Source organism: Rhizobium sp. AN80A (assembly GCF_030053015.1).
Lineage (GTDB): Bacteria > Pseudomonadota > Alphaproteobacteria > Rhizobiales > Rhizobiaceae > Rhizobium > Rhizobium metallidurans.
Map to the genome: position 1 here is coordinate 616,656 of NZ_JASJPX010000003.1, position 17,813 is coordinate 634,468.

The 17,813-nt window shown below is 63.1% G+C and carries 16 protein-coding genes, 1 tRNA gene and 1 pseudogene; 13 read left to right on the plus strand and 5 right to left on the minus strand.

Going from position 1 to position 17,813, the window contains the following annotated elements; genetic code table 11:
• Positions 1 to 83: 83 nt before the first annotated feature.
• A complete protein-coding gene (locus P3R82_RS14560; RefSeq protein WP_283194363.1) occupies positions 84 to 1,346 on the plus strand; it encodes an NAD(P)/FAD-dependent oxidoreductase in 1,263 nt (420 codons plus the stop codon).
• A 111-nt stretch (positions 1,347 to 1,457) separates the two neighbouring features.
• Here P3R82_RS14560 and P3R82_RS14565 read toward each other — a convergent pair whose 3' ends face one another.
• Complete coding sequence (locus P3R82_RS14565; protein ID WP_183899045.1) at positions 1,458 to 2,504, minus strand: NAD(P)-dependent alcohol dehydrogenase; 1,047 nt, start codon at positions 2,502 to 2,504, stop codon at positions 1,458 to 1,460.
• A gap of 219 nt (positions 2,505 to 2,723) precedes the next feature.
• On the opposite strand from P3R82_RS14565, the gene P3R82_RS14570 reads away from it, so the two are divergent.
• From P3R82_RS14570 to ilvC, 3 genes are all read left to right on the plus strand, one after another.
• On the plus strand, positions 2,724 to 3,626 hold the full coding sequence (locus P3R82_RS14570) for an AraC family transcriptional regulator (RefSeq protein WP_183899044.1): 903 nt from the start codon (positions 2,724 to 2,726) through the stop codon (positions 3,624 to 3,626).
• 118 nt (positions 3,627 to 3,744) lie between these two features.
• On the plus strand, positions 3,745 to 4,398 hold the full coding sequence (locus tag P3R82_RS14575) for a TetR/AcrR family transcriptional regulator C-terminal domain-containing protein (RefSeq protein WP_283194364.1): 654 nt from the start codon (positions 3,745 to 3,747) through the stop codon (positions 4,396 to 4,398).
• 57 nt (positions 4,399 to 4,455) lie between these two features.
• A complete protein-coding gene (ilvC, locus tag P3R82_RS14580) occupies positions 4,456 to 5,475 on the plus strand; it encodes a ketol-acid reductoisomerase (protein WP_283194365.1) in 1,020 nt (339 codons plus the stop codon).
• A gap of 78 nt (positions 5,476 to 5,553) precedes the next feature.
• Here the strand turns inward: ilvC and P3R82_RS14585 are convergent, their stop codons facing one another.
• Both P3R82_RS14585 and P3R82_RS14590 read right to left on the minus strand, forming a co-directional pair.
• A complete protein-coding gene (locus P3R82_RS14585; protein WP_283194366.1) occupies positions 5,554 to 6,141 on the minus strand; it encodes a class I SAM-dependent methyltransferase in 588 nt (195 codons plus the stop codon).
• 92 nt (positions 6,142 to 6,233) lie between these two features.
• Positions 6,234 to 6,491 carry a GlsB/YeaQ/YmgE family stress response membrane protein gene (locus P3R82_RS14590; RefSeq protein WP_283194367.1) on the minus strand — a complete coding sequence of 86 codons (258 nt, stop codon included), beginning with the start codon at positions 6,489 to 6,491 and terminating at the stop codon, positions 6,234 to 6,236.
• Between the two features lie 143 nt (positions 6,492 to 6,634).
• On the opposite strand from P3R82_RS14590, the gene P3R82_RS14595 reads away from it, so the two are divergent.
• Positions 6,635 to 7,126 (plus strand): YidB family protein, encoded by a 492-nt coding sequence (locus tag P3R82_RS14595; RefSeq protein WP_183899041.1) that lies wholly within the window; start codon positions 6,635 to 6,637, stop codon positions 7,124 to 7,126.
• A 74-nt stretch (positions 7,127 to 7,200) separates the two neighbouring features.
• Here P3R82_RS14595 and P3R82_RS14600 read toward each other — a convergent pair whose 3' ends face one another.
• Complete coding sequence (locus P3R82_RS14600) at positions 7,201 to 8,301, minus strand: branched-chain amino acid aminotransferase (protein WP_283194368.1); 1,101 nt, start codon at positions 8,299 to 8,301, stop codon at positions 7,201 to 7,203.
• A 206-nt stretch (positions 8,302 to 8,507) separates the two neighbouring features.
• On the opposite strand from P3R82_RS14600, the gene P3R82_RS14605 reads away from it, so the two are divergent.
• Positions 8,508 to 9,731, plus strand: a complete 1,224-nt coding sequence (locus P3R82_RS14605; protein ID WP_283194369.1) for a PLP-dependent aminotransferase family protein — start codon at positions 8,508 to 8,510, stop codon at positions 9,729 to 9,731.
• Between the two features lie 20 nt (positions 9,732 to 9,751).
• On the opposite strand, the gene P3R82_RS14610 is transcribed toward P3R82_RS14605, so the two are convergent.
• Complete coding sequence (locus P3R82_RS14610; protein ID WP_283194370.1) at positions 9,752 to 10,810, minus strand: aldo/keto reductase; 1,059 nt, start codon at positions 10,808 to 10,810, stop codon at positions 9,752 to 9,754.
• A gap of 168 nt (positions 10,811 to 10,978) precedes the next feature.
• Here P3R82_RS14610 and P3R82_RS14615 point away from each other — a divergent pair, with 168 nt between their 5' ends.
• From P3R82_RS14615 to P3R82_RS14645, 7 genes and pseudogenes are all read left to right on the plus strand, one after another.
• Positions 10,979 to 11,956 (plus strand): ABC transporter substrate-binding protein, encoded by a 978-nt coding sequence (locus P3R82_RS14615; protein ID WP_283194371.1) that lies wholly within the window; start codon positions 10,979 to 10,981, stop codon positions 11,954 to 11,956.
• Between the two features lie 15 nt (positions 11,957 to 11,971).
• Positions 11,972 to 13,665: pseudogene (locus P3R82_RS14620) on the plus strand (iron ABC transporter permease).
• Complete coding sequence (locus tag P3R82_RS14625) at positions 13,653 to 14,681, plus strand: ABC transporter ATP-binding protein (protein WP_283194372.1); 1,029 nt, start codon at positions 13,653 to 13,655, stop codon at positions 14,679 to 14,681. Before P3R82_RS14620 ends, P3R82_RS14625 begins: the two are co-directional and overlap by 13 nt.
• 70 nt (positions 14,682 to 14,751) lie before the next feature.
• Positions 14,752 to 15,861: an endonuclease/exonuclease/phosphatase family protein gene (locus P3R82_RS14630; RefSeq protein WP_283194373.1), complete on the plus strand. Its 1,110-nt coding sequence runs from the start codon at positions 14,752 to 14,754 to the stop codon at positions 15,859 to 15,861.
• Entirely contained in the window at positions 15,858 to 16,613 is a 756-nt protein-coding gene (locus P3R82_RS14635) for an NUDIX hydrolase (protein WP_283194374.1), read from the plus strand. Before P3R82_RS14630 ends, P3R82_RS14635 begins: the two co-directional genes overlap by 4 nt.
• Before the next feature lie 65 nt (positions 16,614 to 16,678).
• Positions 16,679 to 17,590, plus strand: coding sequence for a PhzF family phenazine biosynthesis protein (locus P3R82_RS14640; RefSeq protein ID WP_283194375.1), 912 nt, complete (start codon positions 16,679 to 16,681; stop codon positions 17,588 to 17,590).
• A 123-nt stretch (positions 17,591 to 17,713) separates the two neighbouring features.
• Positions 17,714 to 17,789: transfer RNA gene (locus P3R82_RS14645), tRNA-Lys, on the plus strand.
• Positions 17,790 to 17,813: the final 24 nt, after the last annotated feature.

The following is a 17,813-nucleotide window of genomic DNA, read 5'->3' on the forward strand; positions in this document are numbered from 1 at the left end:
AGCTATGCCGAAACGGTGATTGAAACGGGGATGCGGAAGATGACATTGATCAATTCTTATGCAAATCACCAAAAGGGTAGCTTATGGCTGATCATCACGTCGTCGTTGTTGGAGGGGGCTTTGGGGGGCTGCAACTCGTAAACGACCTGAAAGGTGCCGGTGTCCGCATCACGCTCGTCGATCGGCGTAACCATCATCTCTTCCAGCCGCTGCTCTATCAGGTCGCCACAACGATTCTGTCGACATCCGAGATCGCGTGGCCGATCCGGCATCTCTACAGCGACCGCCCCGAAGTAACGACGCTGCTCGGCGATGTCTCGGGCGTCGATACCGGTGCGAAGTCGGTGTTGCTGCGCGATGGAAACGTGTTGCGCTACGACACGCTGGTACTGGCCACGGGCGCGACCCATGCATATTTCGGTCGCGACGACTGGGAGCCGGTGGCCCAGGGGCTGAAGACGCTCGAGGATGCGACGACCATCCGCCGCCGGGTGCTTCTGGCGTTCGAAAGGGCCGAGACGGCAAGCGATCCGGCCGAGCGCGATGCTTTGCTGACCTTCATCGTCATCGGCGCCGGCCCGACCGGCGTGGAGCTTGCGGGCATCATCGCCGAACTGGCGCACAAGACGTTGCCGAAGGAGTTCCGCAATATCGACACCCGCAAGGCCAAGGTCATCCTTGTGGAGGCCGGGCCGCGCGTCCTGCCGACCTTCGTGCCCGAGTTGTCCGACTATGCGTTGAAGGCGCTCAACGATCTCGGCGTCGAGGTGCGGCTTGGAAAGCCGGTCACCGAATGCACGGCCGAAGGCGTTCAGATCGGCGAGGAGTTCATCGGGAGCCGGACGATCAACTGGGCCGCCGGCGTTCAGGCGTCGCCCGCGGCGAAATGGCTGGGCATCGCGGCCGACCGCGCGGGCCGCGCGGTCGTCGAGAAGGATCTGACGGCGCCGGGCCTGCCCGATGTGTTCGTCATCGGCGACACCGCCTCGGTGATGCAGGAGAGCGGCGCGCCGGTGCCGGGCGTGGCGCCCGCCGCCAAGCAGCAGGGAGCTTTCGTCGCCAAGGTCATTCACGCCCGAATGAAGGGCAGCCCGCCGCCCGTCTTCAAGTACAGGCACCAGGGAAGCCTGGCGACGATCGGCCGGAGTGCGGCCATCGCCGATTTCGGCAGGATCAAGCTCAAGGGTGGCCTTGCGTGGTGGATCTGGGGGATTGCCCACATCTACTTTCTTATCGGCACGCGGTCGCGCTTCGCTGTTGCCTGGAGCTGGTTGTGGATCTACCTCAGCGGCCAGCACAGCGCCCGTCTGATAACGCAGCGCGAGACCATCGCCGACGAAAAATAAGGTCTCGTCAGGCTTTCGTTGCGCCTCATGTTGCCGGCAACGAAAAAGCCCCCGCCAGATGAACGGCGGGGGCTTCGGTTTTCGACCGATGGAGCGGCGTCGTCGGTTCGATCAGGCCGCCAGCGAGGCGATGTCGATGACGAAGCGGTAGCGAACGTCGCTCTTCAGGACGCGCTCGTAGGCTTCGTTGACTTGCTGGATGTTGATCTTCTCGATTTCCGAGACGATGTTGTGCTTGCCGCAGAAATCCAGCATTTCCTGGGTTTCCTTGATCGAGCCGATCATCGAGCCGGACAGGCTCTTGCGGCCCGGGATCAGCGAGAAGGCGTGAACCGGGATGGCGTGCTCCGGCGCGCCGACGATGACCATCGAGCCGTCGACCTTCAGCAGGTTGAGATAGGCGTTCCAGTCGATGGCGACGCCCGCGGTGCAGATGATCAGGTCGAAGGTGCCGGCGAGCTTTTCGAAGGTCGATGCGTCCGAGGTCGCGTAGTATTCCTTGGCGCCGAGCTTCAGGCCGTCTTCCTTCTTCGAGAGCGTCTGGCTGAGAACGGTGATATCGGCACCCATGGCCGCACCGATCTTCACACCCATATGGCCGAGGCCGCCCATGCCGACGATCGCGACCTTCTTGCCGGGACCGGCCTTCCAGTGCGCGAGCGGCGAATAGAGGGTGATGCCGGCGCAGAGCAGCGGTGCGGATGCGTCGAGCGGCAGGTTGTCGGGGATCGACAGGACATAGCCTTCCTTGACCACGATCGAGTCGGAATAGCCGCCCTGGGTCGCCGTCTTGCCGTCGGCTTCGACGCTGTTGTAGGTCTGGACGAGGCCCGGCATGTAATGCTCGTTATCGACGTCGCGGGTGGCGCAGCCGACGCAGCTGTCGACGAAGCAGCCAACGCCGACGCGGTCGCCGACCTTGAACTTGGTGACATTGGCGCCGACGGCCGAAACGATGCCGGCGATTTCGTGGCCCGGTACGATCGGGTAGACGGCATTCTTCCATTCGTTGCGAACGGTGTGAATGTCGGAATGGCAGATGCCGGCGAACTTGATGTCGATGACGACGTCGTCGGCGTTCGGTTCCCGACGCTCGAAGGTGAACGGCGTCAGCGGCTTGGATGCATCGGTAGCGGCGTAGCCTCTTGCGATTGGCATGGGAAGTATCCTTCTTTGGCGGGGTGGAAAGGGATGGTGCTCTTATGCGCCAAAGCCGGCACGCAGCGTTAGAGCGATCCTCTCGCGTTCTTGCACGATCCTGCAAAAGTGGGCGGAGCCTGCAAAAGTGAGGGAGGACGGTATTTGCGGTCACGCAAATCCATCCTAGATAAGCAGTCCAAACGGCAGGCAAGCCGTTCTCACCGGAAAGTGCGCCTGATGACAATGCTGTTCAACCGCTACCAGGAGATCGCGTCGATCGCGGGACGCTTCGCGCTCGACGAGGGGGAGGTGCAGACGGGGATCGAGGGGCTCGGGATCAGCCGCCGCACGACGCCGAGCGCGCCCTGTCACGGCAGTTACCGGCCTTGTTTCGCCATGGTTATCCAGGGCGCGAAAAGCGTGCAGCTCGGTAGCGATACGATCAACTACGGGGCGGGCGACTATCTCCTGACGTCCGTCGATCTGCCCGTCGCGTGGCGGGTGGTCGAGGCAAGTCGCGAGGTTCCGCATCTCTGTATCACGCTTGCGATCAACAGCGAGAAGCTGCTGCATCTGCTCAGCCGCTCGACGATACAGCGTAGCGCAGCACCGCCATCCGGCCAGCGCGGCATCGTCGTCAACGTGGCGACGCCGGAGCTTCTCGATGCGGCGGTCAGGCTCCTGCGCTTGCTTGATAGTCCAGCGGATATCGCCGCGATGGCGCCGCTGATCGAGCAGGAAATCCTCTATCGCATCCTCACCGGGCCGGCGGGCGACCAGCTGATCGATATCGCGATGGCCGACAGCCAGGGCAACCGGATCGCCCGGGCGATCGCCTGGCTGCGCGAGAATTTCGCCAGGACGCTGCGCATCGAGGAACTGGCCGAGCAAGTCAACATGAGCGTCTCGTCCTTCCATCATCACTTCAAGTCGATCACGGCGATGACGCCGGTGCAGTATCAGAAGCAGATCCGACTGCACGAAGCGCGTCGGCTGATGCTGATCGAGCGGCTGGATGCCGGCACCGCCGGCCACCGCGTCGGATACCAGAGCCCGTCACAGTTCAGCCGCGAATATAGCCGTCTATACGGCATGTCGCCGTCGCGCGATGTCGATGCAGTGCTCAACGCTGCCGAATAAACCGGCACCGCGCTGAAAAATTATTCTGGCGACCGTTGCGACCTCTTGACGGGACGGGCCTTCTGCGCAATAAACGCTCACGAACCGTACCGTACGGTACTTATCGGGAGCGAATGCCGTGTCTGTCGAAAACTTGGAGCCCAGCGAATTCTCGCCGCGCCAGAACGCGGTTCTGGAGCAGGCGCTGCGGTTGCTCGTGGACGGCGGCGAAAAGGCGCTGACCACGTCGGGCGTCGCGCGCGCGGCCAATTGCTCCAAGGAAAGCCTGTATAAATGGTTTGGCGACCGCGACGGCCTGCTGTCGGCGATGATCGCCTATCAGGCCAGCAAGGTGCGCACCTTCGAGCGCAACGGCGAGCGGCTGACCTCGGCCAGCCTGCACGACCATCTCGTGATTTTCTCGCGCGATCTGCTCGAGGTTCTGGCGGGCGACGTGTCGCTGGCTTTGAACCGTCTGGCGATCGGCCAGTCGCCGCGCGACGGCTCGAAGCTCGGCAAGCTTTTGCTCGAGCGCGGCCGCCGACAGATCGACCGCCGTGCCATGGCGCTGATCGATTCCGGCAAGCGGGCAGGGCTGCTGCGTTTCCACGATGCCGACGAAGCCTATCACACGCTCTACGGCCTGATCGTTTCCGATCTGCATGTGCGCATGCTGCTGGGCGATACCACGGGCGTTACGGATACCGCGCGCCAGGCGGAAAAGGCGGTGACCGCCTTCCTCCGGCTCTACGGGACGGAGAAGGCGCTGGCCGACATGCCGGCCGTCGTCTGACGACAGATTTACCGAATACTGACAGTCTACAAGACAAGCAAAGGGAAGGACAATCAAATGCGCGTCTATTACGATCATGATGCAGACCTCAACCTCATCAAGTCCAAGAACGTCGTCATCGTCGGCTACGGCTCGCAGGGTCGCGCCCACGCGCTGAACCTGAAGGACAGCGGTGCTGCCAACGTCGCCATCGCGCTGAAGGCCGGTTCGCCGACCATCAAGAAGGCCGAAGCCGACGGCTTCAAGGTCATGACCGTCGCTGACGCCGCCAAGTGGGGCGACCTGCTGATGATGGCGACGCCTGACGAACTGCAGGCCGACATCTACAAGGCCGACATCGCCGGCAACATCCGCGACGGCGCGGCAATCGCATTCGCGCACGGCCTCAACGTTCACTTCGGCCTGATCGAGCCGAAGGCTTCGCTCGACGTCGTCATGATCGCACCGAAGGGCCCTGGCCACACGGTTCGCGGCGAATACCAGAAGGGCGGCGGCGTTCCCTGCCTCGTTGCCGTTCACCAGAACGCTTCGGGCAACGCTCTTGAACTTGCTCTCTCCTACGCCTGCGGCGTCGGCGGCGGCCGTTCGGGCATCATCGAAACCAACTTCCGCGAAGAGTGCGAAACCGACCTCTTCGGCGAACAGGTCGTTCTGTGCGGCGGTCTCGTCGAACTGATCCGCGCCGGCTTCGAAACGCTGACGGAAGCTGGCTACGCGCCTGAAATGGCCTATTTCGAATGCCTGCACGAAGTGAAGCTCATCGTCGACCTGATCTATGAAGGCGGTATCGCCAACATGAACTACTCGATCTCGAACACCGCTGAGTGGGGCGAATACGTCACCGGCCCGCGCATCATCACCGAAGAGACCAAGGCCGAGATGAAGCGTGTCCTCAAGGACATCCAGACCGGCAAGTTCACCTCGGACTGGATGCAGGAATACCGTGCCGGCGCTGCCCGCTTCAAGGGTATCCGCCGCGTCAACGACGAGCATCCGATCGAAGAAGTCGGCGCCAAGCTGCGCGGCATGATGCCTTGGATCGGCAAGAACAAGCTCGTCGACAAGGCCGTCAACTAAGTGATGGTGACAGGCTGGCCGACATCTTGGCCAGCCGCGTCTGCTGAAAATGAGAGGCCGGTGCGAAAGCGCCGGCCTTTATCGTTTTGCCGTCGCCGCAAGCCAGCGCGTGGGCTTGTCGTCGTAGCCGCTGCCGTCGTGCTCGCTGATAGTGATGTCGTTCCAGCCTGAACGCACGAGGAGGTCGGACAGCGTGTTGGCCGAGAGGTAGTTGTAGTAGCGACCGAAGCCGTCGTGTCCCTCGTCTTCGCCAGCCTTGAAGGTGGCGTGAAACAGGCCGCCGGGCTTCAGCGCGCGGCGGATACGCGCGAACACATCTGGCAGGAGGTCTCGTTCGACGTGCAGCAGGCTCGCTTCGGCCCAGACGCCGCCATAGCACGCATCCTTGTCCAACTGCTCGAAGCGGATGATCTCGACGCGCCGACCCAGAAGGGCTTCGGCCTGGCTCGCCAGTTCCGGTGATCCGTCGGTCGGCGTGACGTCGAAGCCGCGTGACAGCATGTAGGCGCTGTCCTGACCGCCGCCACAGCCAAGTTCAAGGATTGCCGCGCCAACGGGTAGGGCGGCGAGAAATGCATCCAGCCTCGCCGTCGGAAGTTCGCGGTCGCGTGTGGCGTAAACCGCCGCGTTTTCTGCGTAGAAGGACGTCGTGGCGTCGTTCGGCATGATGTCTGCTCCTGACTATTGCAAGCATAGTCGAGCGAGTAACACGCCAGTGTCAATCACCGCGTGTGGTTGGGCACAGTTAGCTTTGATTGTCACACCGAACGCCGACCATTCACCGCATGATACAGCCACAGCACCACGACCGCGCCGATGACGGCGACGACGAGGCTGTAGATGTTGAAGCCGGTGACGCCGGAGGCGCCGAAGAAGCTGAAGATCACGCCGCCGACGATGGCGCCGACGATCCCCAGAACGATGTCCATCAGCATGCCAGAGCCGGTCTTGTTGACGATCTTGCTGCCGATGAAGCCGGCGATCAGTCCGAGAATAATCCACCCGATGACAGACATCTTGTTTTCCCCTCCTTGAATGGGCGGACAATCCGACCATCTTTCAGCATCAGCTAAAGTTGTCATGGCGGAATTCAAGGCTCGGCCGGGCCTCATGTTGTGTTTTTGCTGTTCGTTTCAAAACAACACCGAAGGAGAATGACATGGGATTGTTTGATGATGCCGTTCCCGGTGGGAACATCTCGAAGCCGATCATGATCGCGCTCGGCGCGCTTCTCGTCGGCAAGTTGCTTGGCGCCGGTGGCAAAAGCGAGCCGGAGCAGCCACAGCAGCCGAACCAGCAAGCGAATGCCGGCGCCGACGATGGCGGGCTGCTCGGCAATCTCGGTGGCCTTGCCGGCGGGCTTGGCGGGCTCGGCGGATTGGGCGGATTGCTCGGCAAGCTCGCGGAAGCCGGGCAGGGGTCGGTGGCCGATTCCTGGGTGAAGCCCGGCCAGAACCAGCCGATCGCGCCCGGCAATCTGGAAAGCGCGCTCGGCTCGCAGACGATCAGCGATCTGGCGCGCCAGGCGGGGATCAGCGAGCAGGAACTGCTCAACCAGCTTTCCAAGGTTCTCCCCGGTGTCGTCGACAAGCTGACGCCGCAGGGGCAGATCCCGAGTCAGGCGCAGATCGCAGCACTTCTGCGGTCCTGACGACCTGCAATGAAAAGGCCGGCCAAGGTGCAAACCTTGCCGGCCTTTCGTGGTGATCGGATCTATCCGGTGGCTTACGCCATGATACGGCGGGTCCAGCCGCGCTGGTCGTTGGTGACGCCCTTCTGCAGGCCGACCAGTTCGTTGCGCAGCTCCGTCGTCAGCCTGCCTGTCTCACCGTTGCCGACCTTGAACTCGCCGCCGGCGTGGCGGACGAGGCCGATGCCGGCGAGCACGGCGGCGGTGCCGCAGGCGAAGGCTTCGACCAGCTTGCCGCTGGCAGCGTCAGCCTGCCACTCGGCGAAGGAGTAGGGGCGCTGCTCGACCTTGAGGCCCTTTTCTTCCGCGAGAACGATGACCGAGGCACGGGTGATGCCCGGCAGGATCGTGCCGCCGAGCGGCGGGGTGACGACGGTGCCGTCGTTCATCACGAAGAAGACGTTCATGCCGCCGAGCTCTTCGACCCAACGGTGTTCGGCCGCATCGAGGAACACGACCTGATCGCATTCCTTCTTGGCGGCCTGAGCCTGCGCGACGAGGCTCGCGGCATAGTTGCCGCCGCATTTGGCGGCTCCCGTGCCGCCGGCGGCAGCGCGCGTGTATTCGGTCTCGACCCAGAGCGATACGGCCTTGGCGCCGCCCTTGAAATAGGCGCCGACGGGCGAGGCGATGACGCAGAAGATATATTCCTGCGCCGGACGAACGCCGAGGAAGGCCTCGTTGGCGAACATGAAGGGACGCAGATAGAGGCTGCCGTCACCCGACGGTATCCAGTTCCGGTCGATACGGACGAGCTCCTCGACCGCCTTTAGGAAGAGTTCCTCGGGAACCGGCGGCATGGCCATGCGCTCGGCCGACTGGTTGAAGCGGCTGGCGTTCTGTTCCGGGCGGAAGAGCAGGATGCGGCCGTCATCGGCCTTGTAGGCCTTCATGCCCTCGAAGATTTCCTGGGCGTAGTGCAGGACGGCGCTTGCCGGATCGAGTTCCAGCGGGCGGCGCGGCGTGACCTTGGCATCGTGCCAGCCCTTGTCCGTTGTCCATTTTGCCAGCACCATGTGATCGGTGAAGACCTTGCCGAAGCCCGGCGTTTCCAGTGCCTTGGTGCGGTCGGCGTCGGAGACCGGCGAGGTATGGAATTCAATCTTGATTTCGGGAGTGTTCGACGACGCGGTCATTGTCCGGGCACCTTCATAAGCCTGTTGGATTTCGGTCGCGACACTACTGCCGCAACCTATGCTTTGCAAAGGCCGATTTCACCGGCTTTCGCATTAAAAGACCTGAAAATTGTCACGGTAGCAAACAAATAGGTCAGTAATGTTGACTTATCATTTATTGCGTGGTCTTGTCCAGTAAAGACAAAAAATTACGAGGAAGCTCCCCGATGCTGAACTGGGACAACATCTTTGCAACCCGCTCGTCGCGCATGCGCGCCTCGGAGATCCGCGAACTCCTGAAGCTTCTCGATCAGCCCGATATCATTTCCTTCGCGGGCGGAATTCCCGATCCGGCGCTGTTTCCCGACAGGGAGTTCAAGCAGGCCTATTCGGATATTTTCGACAGCACGGCGGTCAACTCGGCCCTGCAGTATTCGGTGAGCGAAGGCTACAAGCCGTTGCGCGAATGGCTGGTGGGCGAGATGGGCAAGCTCGGCATTGCCTGCGGCCTCGACAACGTCTTCATCGTCTCCGGCTCGCAGCAGGGGCTGGATTATCTCGGCAAGCTGTTCCTGTCGCCCAACGACACGGCGCTGGTGACGTGGCCGACCTATCTCGGCGCGCTGCAGGCGTTCAACGCCTATGAGCCGGCCTACGACCAGCTGACGCCCAACGGTAACCGCACGCCCGCCTCCTACCAGGCGCAGGCCAGGGAGGCCGGTGGCAAGGTGAAGTTCGCCTATCTCTCCGCCGACTTCTCGAACCCGACCGGCGAGAGCGTCGACCTCGAGGCGCGCGAAAAGCTGATCAAGCTCGCCGACGAGATGGACATCGCCATCATCGAGGACGCGGCATATCAGTCGCTGCGCTATGACGGCGAGGCGATCGCGCCGATCCTGTCGCTCGAGATCGCCGAGAAGGGCGATATCGACAAGACAAGGACGATCTATTGCGGCTCGTTCTCGAAGACGCTGGCGCCCGGCCTGCGTGTCGGCTTCATCGTCGCCAACGCCCCTGTCATTCGCAAGCTGGTGCTGATGAAGCAGGCGGCCGATCTGCATTCCTCGACGATCAACCAGATCGCCATCGCCGAGGTCGCGCGCAAGGGCTTCGACGCCCAGGTCGCCAAGATCAAGGCCGCCTACAGCAAGCGTCGCGACGTGATGCTTTCGGCGCTCGAAAAGCATATGCCCGAGGGTGTCAGCTGGACGAAGCCCGAGGGCGGGATGTTCGTCTGGGTGACGCTGCCAAAGGGTATGGACGGGGCGAAGCTGCTGGCGAAATCGATCGAGACCGTCAAGGTCGCCTTCGTGCCGGGCCGCGCCTTCTTCGCCGATGGCTCGGGCGAGAACACCTTGCGCATGAGCTTCTCGTCGAGCAACGAGGAGAAGATCGAGGAAGGCATCGCGCGGCTTGGAAAGCTGATCGCGGGCGAGATCGGCGGCGCGTAGAGCCGCCGACCGTTTCCGTTCTATTGATTGAGGTGCGGGCCGAGCAGGGATAGATCGGCCTCGCCAAGCCTGTCGCTGGCGGTGTTGCGCTGGTGCCAGTAGGGATAGAGCAGCTGCGGCAGGCTGACATCGTCGAGCCGCTTGCGCTCTTCCGCCGACAGTTTCAGGTCGGCCGCCGCCAGATTGTCCTTGAACTGCGCTTCCGTGCGTCCACCGATGATGACCGACGTCACCGCCTGGCGACCGAGCAGCCAGGCGAGCGCCACCTGGGCCGCCGAGACGTTGCGGCTTTCGGCGACCGACACCAGCGTTTCCACGATATTCCACAGGCGGTCCTCGTCGCGGATCGGCGGCTCGGTCCAGCCGGCGAACTGGCGGGTGCCTTCGGGGGCGGCCTGGTTGCGGCGGTGCTTGCCCGACAAAAGACCGCCGGCGAGCGGGCTCCAGACCAGCACGCCGAGCCCCTGGTCGAGGCTGATCGGCAGCAGCTCGAACTCGGCGTCGCGGGCTTCCAGCGTGTAGTGGATCTGCTGGCTGACGAAGCGCTCGCGGTGCTCGCGCTCGCTGATGCCCAGCGCCTTCATGATGTGCCAGCCGGAGAAGTTGGAGCATCCGACGTAGCGGACCTTGCCCTGCTTGATGAGCGTGTCGAGCGCTTCCAGGGTTTCCTCGAGCGGCGTCTGGCCGTCCCATTCGTGCACCTGGTAGAGATCGATGACATCGGTCTTCATGCGCCTGAGGCTGGCTTCGCAGGCGCTGATGAGGTGGTAGCGCGAATTGCCGGCGTCGTTGGGGCCTTCGCCCATCGGAAAGCGGGCCTTGGTGGCGATCAGCGTGCCGTTCTTCCTGACGCCGCCGAGGATCTCGCCGATGATCTCTTCCGAGGCGCCCGCCGAATAGACGTCGGCCGTGTCGATCAGATTGACGCCGGCGTCGATGCACATGTCGACGAGGCGGCGGGCTTCCGAGACGCCGAGGTCGCCCACGGTCTTTGCCCAGCCCTTGCCGCCGAAGGTCATGGTGCCCATGGTGAGTCTGGAAACCCTGAGGCCCGAACGGCCCAATTGACGATATTCCATAAGACTTCCTCCTGTCCCGAAATCGAAAATGAAAACGCGGGCTAGAAGATAGGGGTGAGGTGATCGGGTCAAGGGCGACGCATTGATGATCGGCGCACGTCAACTGTCACAATCGTGTTAATCCAGATGTCTAATGAACGGGCCTTCCATCACCGAGGGCATTATCCAATGAAGACCATCGTTTCCGCCGCGGCGCTTCTCGCCGCAAGCCTGTTTGCCGTTCCCGCATCCGCCGCCAACCTGGTGCTCTACACCAGCCAGCCGAACGAGGATGCGCAGGCGACCGTCGATGGCTTCATGGCCGCCAACCCCGACATCAAGGTCGATTGGGTGCGCGACGGCACGCCGAAGATCATGGCCAAGCTGCAGGCCGAGATCGAGGCCGGCAATCCCGTCGCCGACGTTCTCCTGATCGCCGACACCGTGACGCTCGAGCGCCTCAAGGAAGCCGGCAAGCTGATGGCCTACAAGTCGCCCGAGGCCGCCAACTACGACGCCTCGCTTTATGACGCCGACGGCTACTACTATTCGACCAAGCTGATCACCACCGGTATCATCTACAACACGTCCGCATCGCTGAAGCCGACGAGCTGGAAGGACCTGACGAAGCCGGAAGCCAAGGGCCTCGTCACCATGCCGAGCCCGCTGACCTCGGGTGCTGCCCTCATCCACGCGCAGACGCTTGCCGGCGTCGATGGCCTCGGCTGGGATTTCTACAAGGGCCTGGCCGCAAACGGCGCAACCGCTGCCGGCGGTAACGGCGGCATCCTCAAGGCCGTCGCCTCGGGCGAGAAGGCCTATGGCATGATCGTCGACTACATGCCGATCCGCGAAAAGGCCAAGGGCGCGCCGGTCGAGTTCGTCTTCCCGACGGAAGGCGTTTCGGCCGTGACCGAGCCGGTCGGTATCCTCGCCAGCGCCAAGAATGCAGACGCCGCCAAGAAGTTCGTCGATTACGTGCTCTCCGAAAAGGGCCAGGAAGGCTTCGTCAAGCTCGGCTACATCCCTGCTCGTAACGGCATGAAGCTTCCGGAAGGCTTCCCGGCACGCGACACGATCAAGGTCCTGCCGATCAACGCCGCCTCCGCGCTCAAGAACACCGATGCCGACCTGAAGACCTTCTCGGGCATCTACGGCTCGAACTGATAGCCGACAGCGTCCATGTACGGATATGTGCGTCCCGGAAACAGCCAGCCCGCCTGGCTGTTTCCTTTATCGTCCTGATCGTTCTCATCCTCAGCGTGCTGCCGCTTGCGCGGCTGGCGATGACGGGTGTCGCGGCCTTCGCCAATGGCGGCGCGATCGCGGTTCTCTCCGATCCGGCGCTCTGGTCGGCGACCTATTACACGCTGGTCACCGCCGTCCTCGGCACGATCATCTCGCTTGCGATCGGCTGCGCCTTCGCCTTTCTGCTGACGCTCACCGATATCAGGGCGAAGGGGTTGATCAGCTTCCTCTTCGTGCTGCCGATGATGATCCCGCCGCAGGTGACGGCACTTGCCTGGGTGCAGATGTCGGGGCCGTCGAGCCCGCTTCTGAAGGCGCTGCATATCGCGCCGCCTTTGGGCTCGCCGCAGCCGCTCTACTCGGTCGGCGGCATCGCGCTGCTTTATGGCGTGCAGCATGCGCCGCTGGTCTATCTGGCGCTGCGCGCCAGCCTGATGTCGCTGCCGCGCGACGGGGTCGAGGCGGCGCGCCTCTCGGGCGCTTCCAGCTTCCGGGTGTTTCGCGACATCATCCTGCCGCTGTCGCTACCTGGGATCATCGCGGGCGCGGCGATCTCCTTCGTCTCCAGCACCGGCAATTTCGGCATTCCCGCCATTCTCGGCATTCCGGCCTCGATCTACACGCTGCCGACGCTGATCTTCACCAAGTTCTCGGCCTTCACCAGCCGCACCTTCGGCGACGTCGCGCTGCTGTCGGCGATCATCGCGATCATCTCGGTGGCCGGGCTCGCCATCCAGGACCGGGCGCTGCGCGGGCGCGATTACCGCGTGCTCGGTCTCTCGGGCGCGACGGCCACGTTCGAGCTCGGATATTGGAAGCTCCTGTTCGCGCCGGTGCTCTGGATACTGATCTTCTTCATGCTGGCGGCACCCTTCTTCGCGCTGCTCGCCGGTGCCCTGGTGCCGGCCTATGGCGTGCCCTTGACCTTCAAGACGATGACGTTCCAGGCCTTCTCCGAGATCCTCTTCACGCAGGCGGTGACGCGGACGGCCTTCGTCAATTCGCTGTCGCTGGCGGCGGGCACCGCCTTGTGTCTCCTTATGGTGACCGTGCTTGCCGCCTATGCGCTGACGCGGCGCAGGGACCTGCTGGGGCGTATCGTCGCCAGCGTCATCGAGATCCCGTATTCGCTGCCGGGGATCGTCGTCGCGGTGTCGTTCATCCTCGTCTTCGCGGCACCCATTCCGCTGATCAACGTGACGATTTACGGGACCGTGTGGATCATCCTGATCGCCTATCTCTCGAGCTTCTTCGCCGTCAGCCTCAAGCCTGTCGTCAGCGCCTTCCACCAGCTCGATCCGGCGCTGGAAGAGGCGGCGCGGCTGTCGGGGGCGGGGTTCTTCCGGCGGCTGAAGGATATCATCGTGCCGCTGATCGCGCCGGCGGCCGGCGCCTCGGTCATCCTCGTCTTCCTGATCGCCTGCAACGAGCTGACCATCTCGGCGCTGCTCTGGTCGGCGGGGACGCAGACGCTTGGCGTCGCCATCTACAATCTCGATGACAGCGGCAGTTCCGATCTCGCCTCGGCGCTGTCGGTGCTCGTCGTTCTCATGGTCGTTTTCATGATGCTGCTTCTGGAACTGATGGCAAAGCGGCTGCCGAAGGGAGTGGTGCCGTGGCGAAACTGATCCTCAATCGTGTCGCCAAGGATTTCGGCACCGGACGCGCCGCCGTCTCGAACCTTTCGATCGACGTGCGCGAAGGCGGCTTCCTGGCGCTGCTCGGGCCATCCGGCTGTGGGAAGACGACGGTGCTGCGCATGATCGCCGGCTTCGAGACGCCGACGGACGGCTCGCTGCATCTCGGCGAACGGCTGCTCGCCGACGCCTCGCAATCGCTGCCGCCGGAAAGGCGCAACATGGCGATGGTGTTCCAGTCCTACGCGCTGTGGCCGCATATGAGCGTCGCCGACAATGTCGGCTATCCGCTGAAGGTGCGCGGCATCTCTGGCGAGGCCTATCGCAGAAAGGTGGGCGAGGCGCTCGCGACCGTCAGGCTCGAGGCCTATGCGGAGCGGCGGCCCGCCGATCTCTCGGGCGGACAGCGGCAGCGCGTGGCTTTGGCGCGCTGCCTCGTCACATCGCCCGACGTGGTGCTGCTCGACGAACCGCTCGCCAATCTCGACCGTCACCTGAAGCAGGAGATGGAGGAGACATTTCGCGAGTTCCACCAGCGTTCGGGCGCGACGATGGTCTATGTCACGCATGACCAGAGCGAGGCGATGGCGCTGGCGACCGACGTCGCGGTGATGTCGGAAGGGCAGCTGCTGCAGGTGGCGCCGCCGGATGAGATCTATGCGCGGCCGGAGGGGCGCGTCGTCGGCGGGTTGATCGGTCGGGGGGCGATCGTTTCGCTGAGGTCTCCTGATGGTGACGTCAGGCAACTCGATTGGGCGGCGGTCGAGCCGTTGTTTGTGGGTGGTGGCGGTTCGGCGTCGCGATCGGATGTTCTGGTGCGGCAGGAGGATGTCGTTCTCGGCGGGGAAGGGATCGCGGGGACGGTCGAATCCGTGCTCTACGAAGGCGAGCGTTATGCGGCCCGGCTCAGGCTGGCGGATGGGCAGATCCTCAGGGCCTTCAGCCGGTCGAAGCTTGCCGTCGGCGATGACGTCCGGGCGATGATCCGGGGTGCATGGCGGCTATGATCGGTGAAGCGGGCTTTTCGAAGCGGCATTTGCTCTCTAGTGTTGGTGCAAAGCCAACCGGAAGTGCCTGATGTCTTTACGCATTGCCACCTTCAACGTCGAAAACCTCATGACGCGGTTCGACTTCACAGGATTTCGAAACCAGCTGCGCCAGGACCGGGTGATCAAGCTCTTCGACGTCAGAAGCGAGGGCGTCTACCAGCAGCTGGAGCAGGCGCGGGTGATCGCGTCCACCGACGACACCAGGCAGATGACGGCGCTGGCGATCGCCGACGCGGATGCCGATATCCTCTGCCTGCAGGAGATCGACAACATGGAGGCGCTGCAGGCCTTCGAATACGGCTATCTCTTCCGCATGGTCGGCAACGGCTACCGGCAGAAATATCTGGTCGAGGGCAATGACAGTCGCGGCATCGACGTCGCCGTCCTGATGCGCGAGGAAACGCGCGACGGACAGAAGATCGAGCTTGTCGAGATCAAGAGCCATGCGATGACCACCTATCGCGATCTTAATCTCTTCAACGACGATCTCGCCCAGAACGCCCGTATCGACGACAAGATCTTCAAGCGCGATTGTCTGGAGCTCGATCTCAGGATCGGCGGCGTGCCGGTGACGCTCTACGTCGTGCATTTCAAGTCGATGGGCGGGCCGCGCGAGGGCCTGGACGGGCGGCGCTACACGATGCCGATCCGCCGCGCCGAGGCGAGTGCCGTGCGCCGGATCATCGAAGGCCGGTTCGGCGCGGGAAACACAGACGACAAGCGCTTCGTCATCTGCGGCGACATGAACGACTATCAGGAGCGCGTCGATGTGATCGGGCGGCGGCGGACGGGGTATTCGTTCAAACACGAGGACGAAAGCGAAAGCGCGCTCGACGAATTCAGCCGCGACGGATTCGCGGAGAACGTGGTGCGCCGCCGCGATCCGCTCGACCGCTGGACGCTCTATCACGCGCGTGGGCCGGAGGAGCAGTGGCTGTGCCAGCTCGATTACATCTGGCTGTCGCCGGCGCTGGCTAAGACCAATGCGGGGCGGCTGCCGGAGATCATTCGCAGCGGCCAGCCCTTTCGCACGGTGTTTCCGCCGGGCCAGGAGGTCGAGCGTTATCCCCGCACCGGCTGGGATCGGCCGAAGGCGTCGGACCATTGCCCCGTCGTCATGGAACTCGATTTGACATGAGGGGATTTGAGATGGACTTTTCAGAGGATTTCGCCGGCTGGCCGGAGCCGCGCACGGTGTTTCCGATCGCGGGGGTCGATCTCAGGGTTCTGCCTGATGACCATCCGTTTTACAGCGCGAATGGCGATGCGATCACCGAGAACTGGGTCAGCGAAACGGAGGCCAATCCGCATCTGTTCGATGGCCGGATGGTTTTCCAGCAGCGGCTGGCGCTGACGGCGGAAGGGCTTGCGGGCGAGGGGCATGTCATTCCCTTTTCCACCTTCATGTATTGGCGGCGGCAACCGGAGCGGCAGGGTGGTATCCATCTCTTCGCCTATCCCGTCATCGAAAGCAGCGACGGCGCGCTGGTGGCGATCCGCATGGGCGCGCATACGGCCAATCCCGGGCAGGTCTATTTCGCGGCCGGGTCGCTGGAGCCGGATGATATTTTCGACGGGCGCTGCGACCTGGAATACAACATGCGCCGCGAGGTGCTGGAGGAAACCGGTTTCGACCTTCGCGACGCAAAGGCGGGCGACGGATATTTCGCGACCTATCACCGACGCACCGTCACCGTGCTCAAGATGTACCGATTCGACCTGACGGCCGACGAGATCGTCGAGAGGATCCACGCGCACATGCAGGTTGCCGAGGACAAGGAAATCGCGGGCGCCGTCGCCATCCGTTCGGCTGATCCGGAAGCCTATTCCTATAACTTCGCGATGCTGCCCGTCATCGACTGGTACTTCCATAAGTCTTCGCTCACCTAACGCCTTGCGCTCGCTCAAGCGGTCGGGCAGGTTGGCGCAACGAGGATCGATACAAGGAGGCCGATGTGGCGCGCAGCTACAGCGTCTATGACGTGTTCACCAATCGCAAGCTGACGGGCAACCCGCTGGCGGTCATCTTCGATGGCGACGATCTGAGCGACGAGGCGATGCAATCGATCGCCAAGGAATTGAACCTTTCCGAGACGGTCTTCGTGCAGGCATCCGGCAATCCCGCCCATGTCGCCAAGATCCGCATCTTCACGCCGGGCCGGGAGCTGCCCTTCGCCGGGCATCCGACGGTTGGAACCGCGATCGCGCTCGCGGAGCGCATCCATGGCGGTTCGACCATCGATCTGGTCTCGGTGCTGGAGGAAAACATCGGGCCGGTGCGCTGCGCGGTGCGGCTGAATGAGGGTGAGGCGAGCTTCGCGGAATTCGACCTGCCGCGCAAATCGCAGCAGATCGCCATGCCGCTCGACCGGATCGGCATCGGCAAGGCGCTGTCGCTGAAGACGAGCGAGATCGGTTTCGAGAATCACGTTCCCTCGCTGTGGTCGGCGGGCGTGCCGTTCCTTCTGGTGCCGGTGCGCGACATCGGCGTGGCCGAGCGGCTGGACTTCGACCCCCAGCTTTGGGAAGCGACCGTGCCTTTCGTCGACGGGGCGCTGGCCTCCGCCTATATCTACTGCCGTGGTGGCGTGAACCACGTCGCGAAATTCCATACGCGGATGTTCGCGAGCGGCATGGGGATCGTCGAGGACCCGGCGACGGGATCGGCGGCGGCGGCACTGTCAGGTGCCATCCACCATTTTGACCGGCTGCCGGATGGTCATCACGACGTCATGATCGAGCAGGGCGTGGAGATGGGGCGCCCGTCCTTTATCCACCTGCATATGGATGTCGAAGGCGGGGCGATCTCGAACGCCCGGATCGGCGGCCAGGCGGTGAGGCTCGCGACCGGTACACTGGACCTTTGATTTCATTGGATTTCGGCAACGCACAAAAAAATCGCGTTTGTCGAAAGAATTTTCGGAAGGGCGCTAGACAAGCTGAACGATCCTGTTTATACGCCCTCTCACACCACGCAACACAGCGCGGACGGGTGATTAGCTCAGTTGGTAGAGCAGCTGACTCTTAATCAGCGGGTCGTAGGTTCGAGCCCTACATCACCCACCATTCTCTCAAAGAAATCAAAGTATT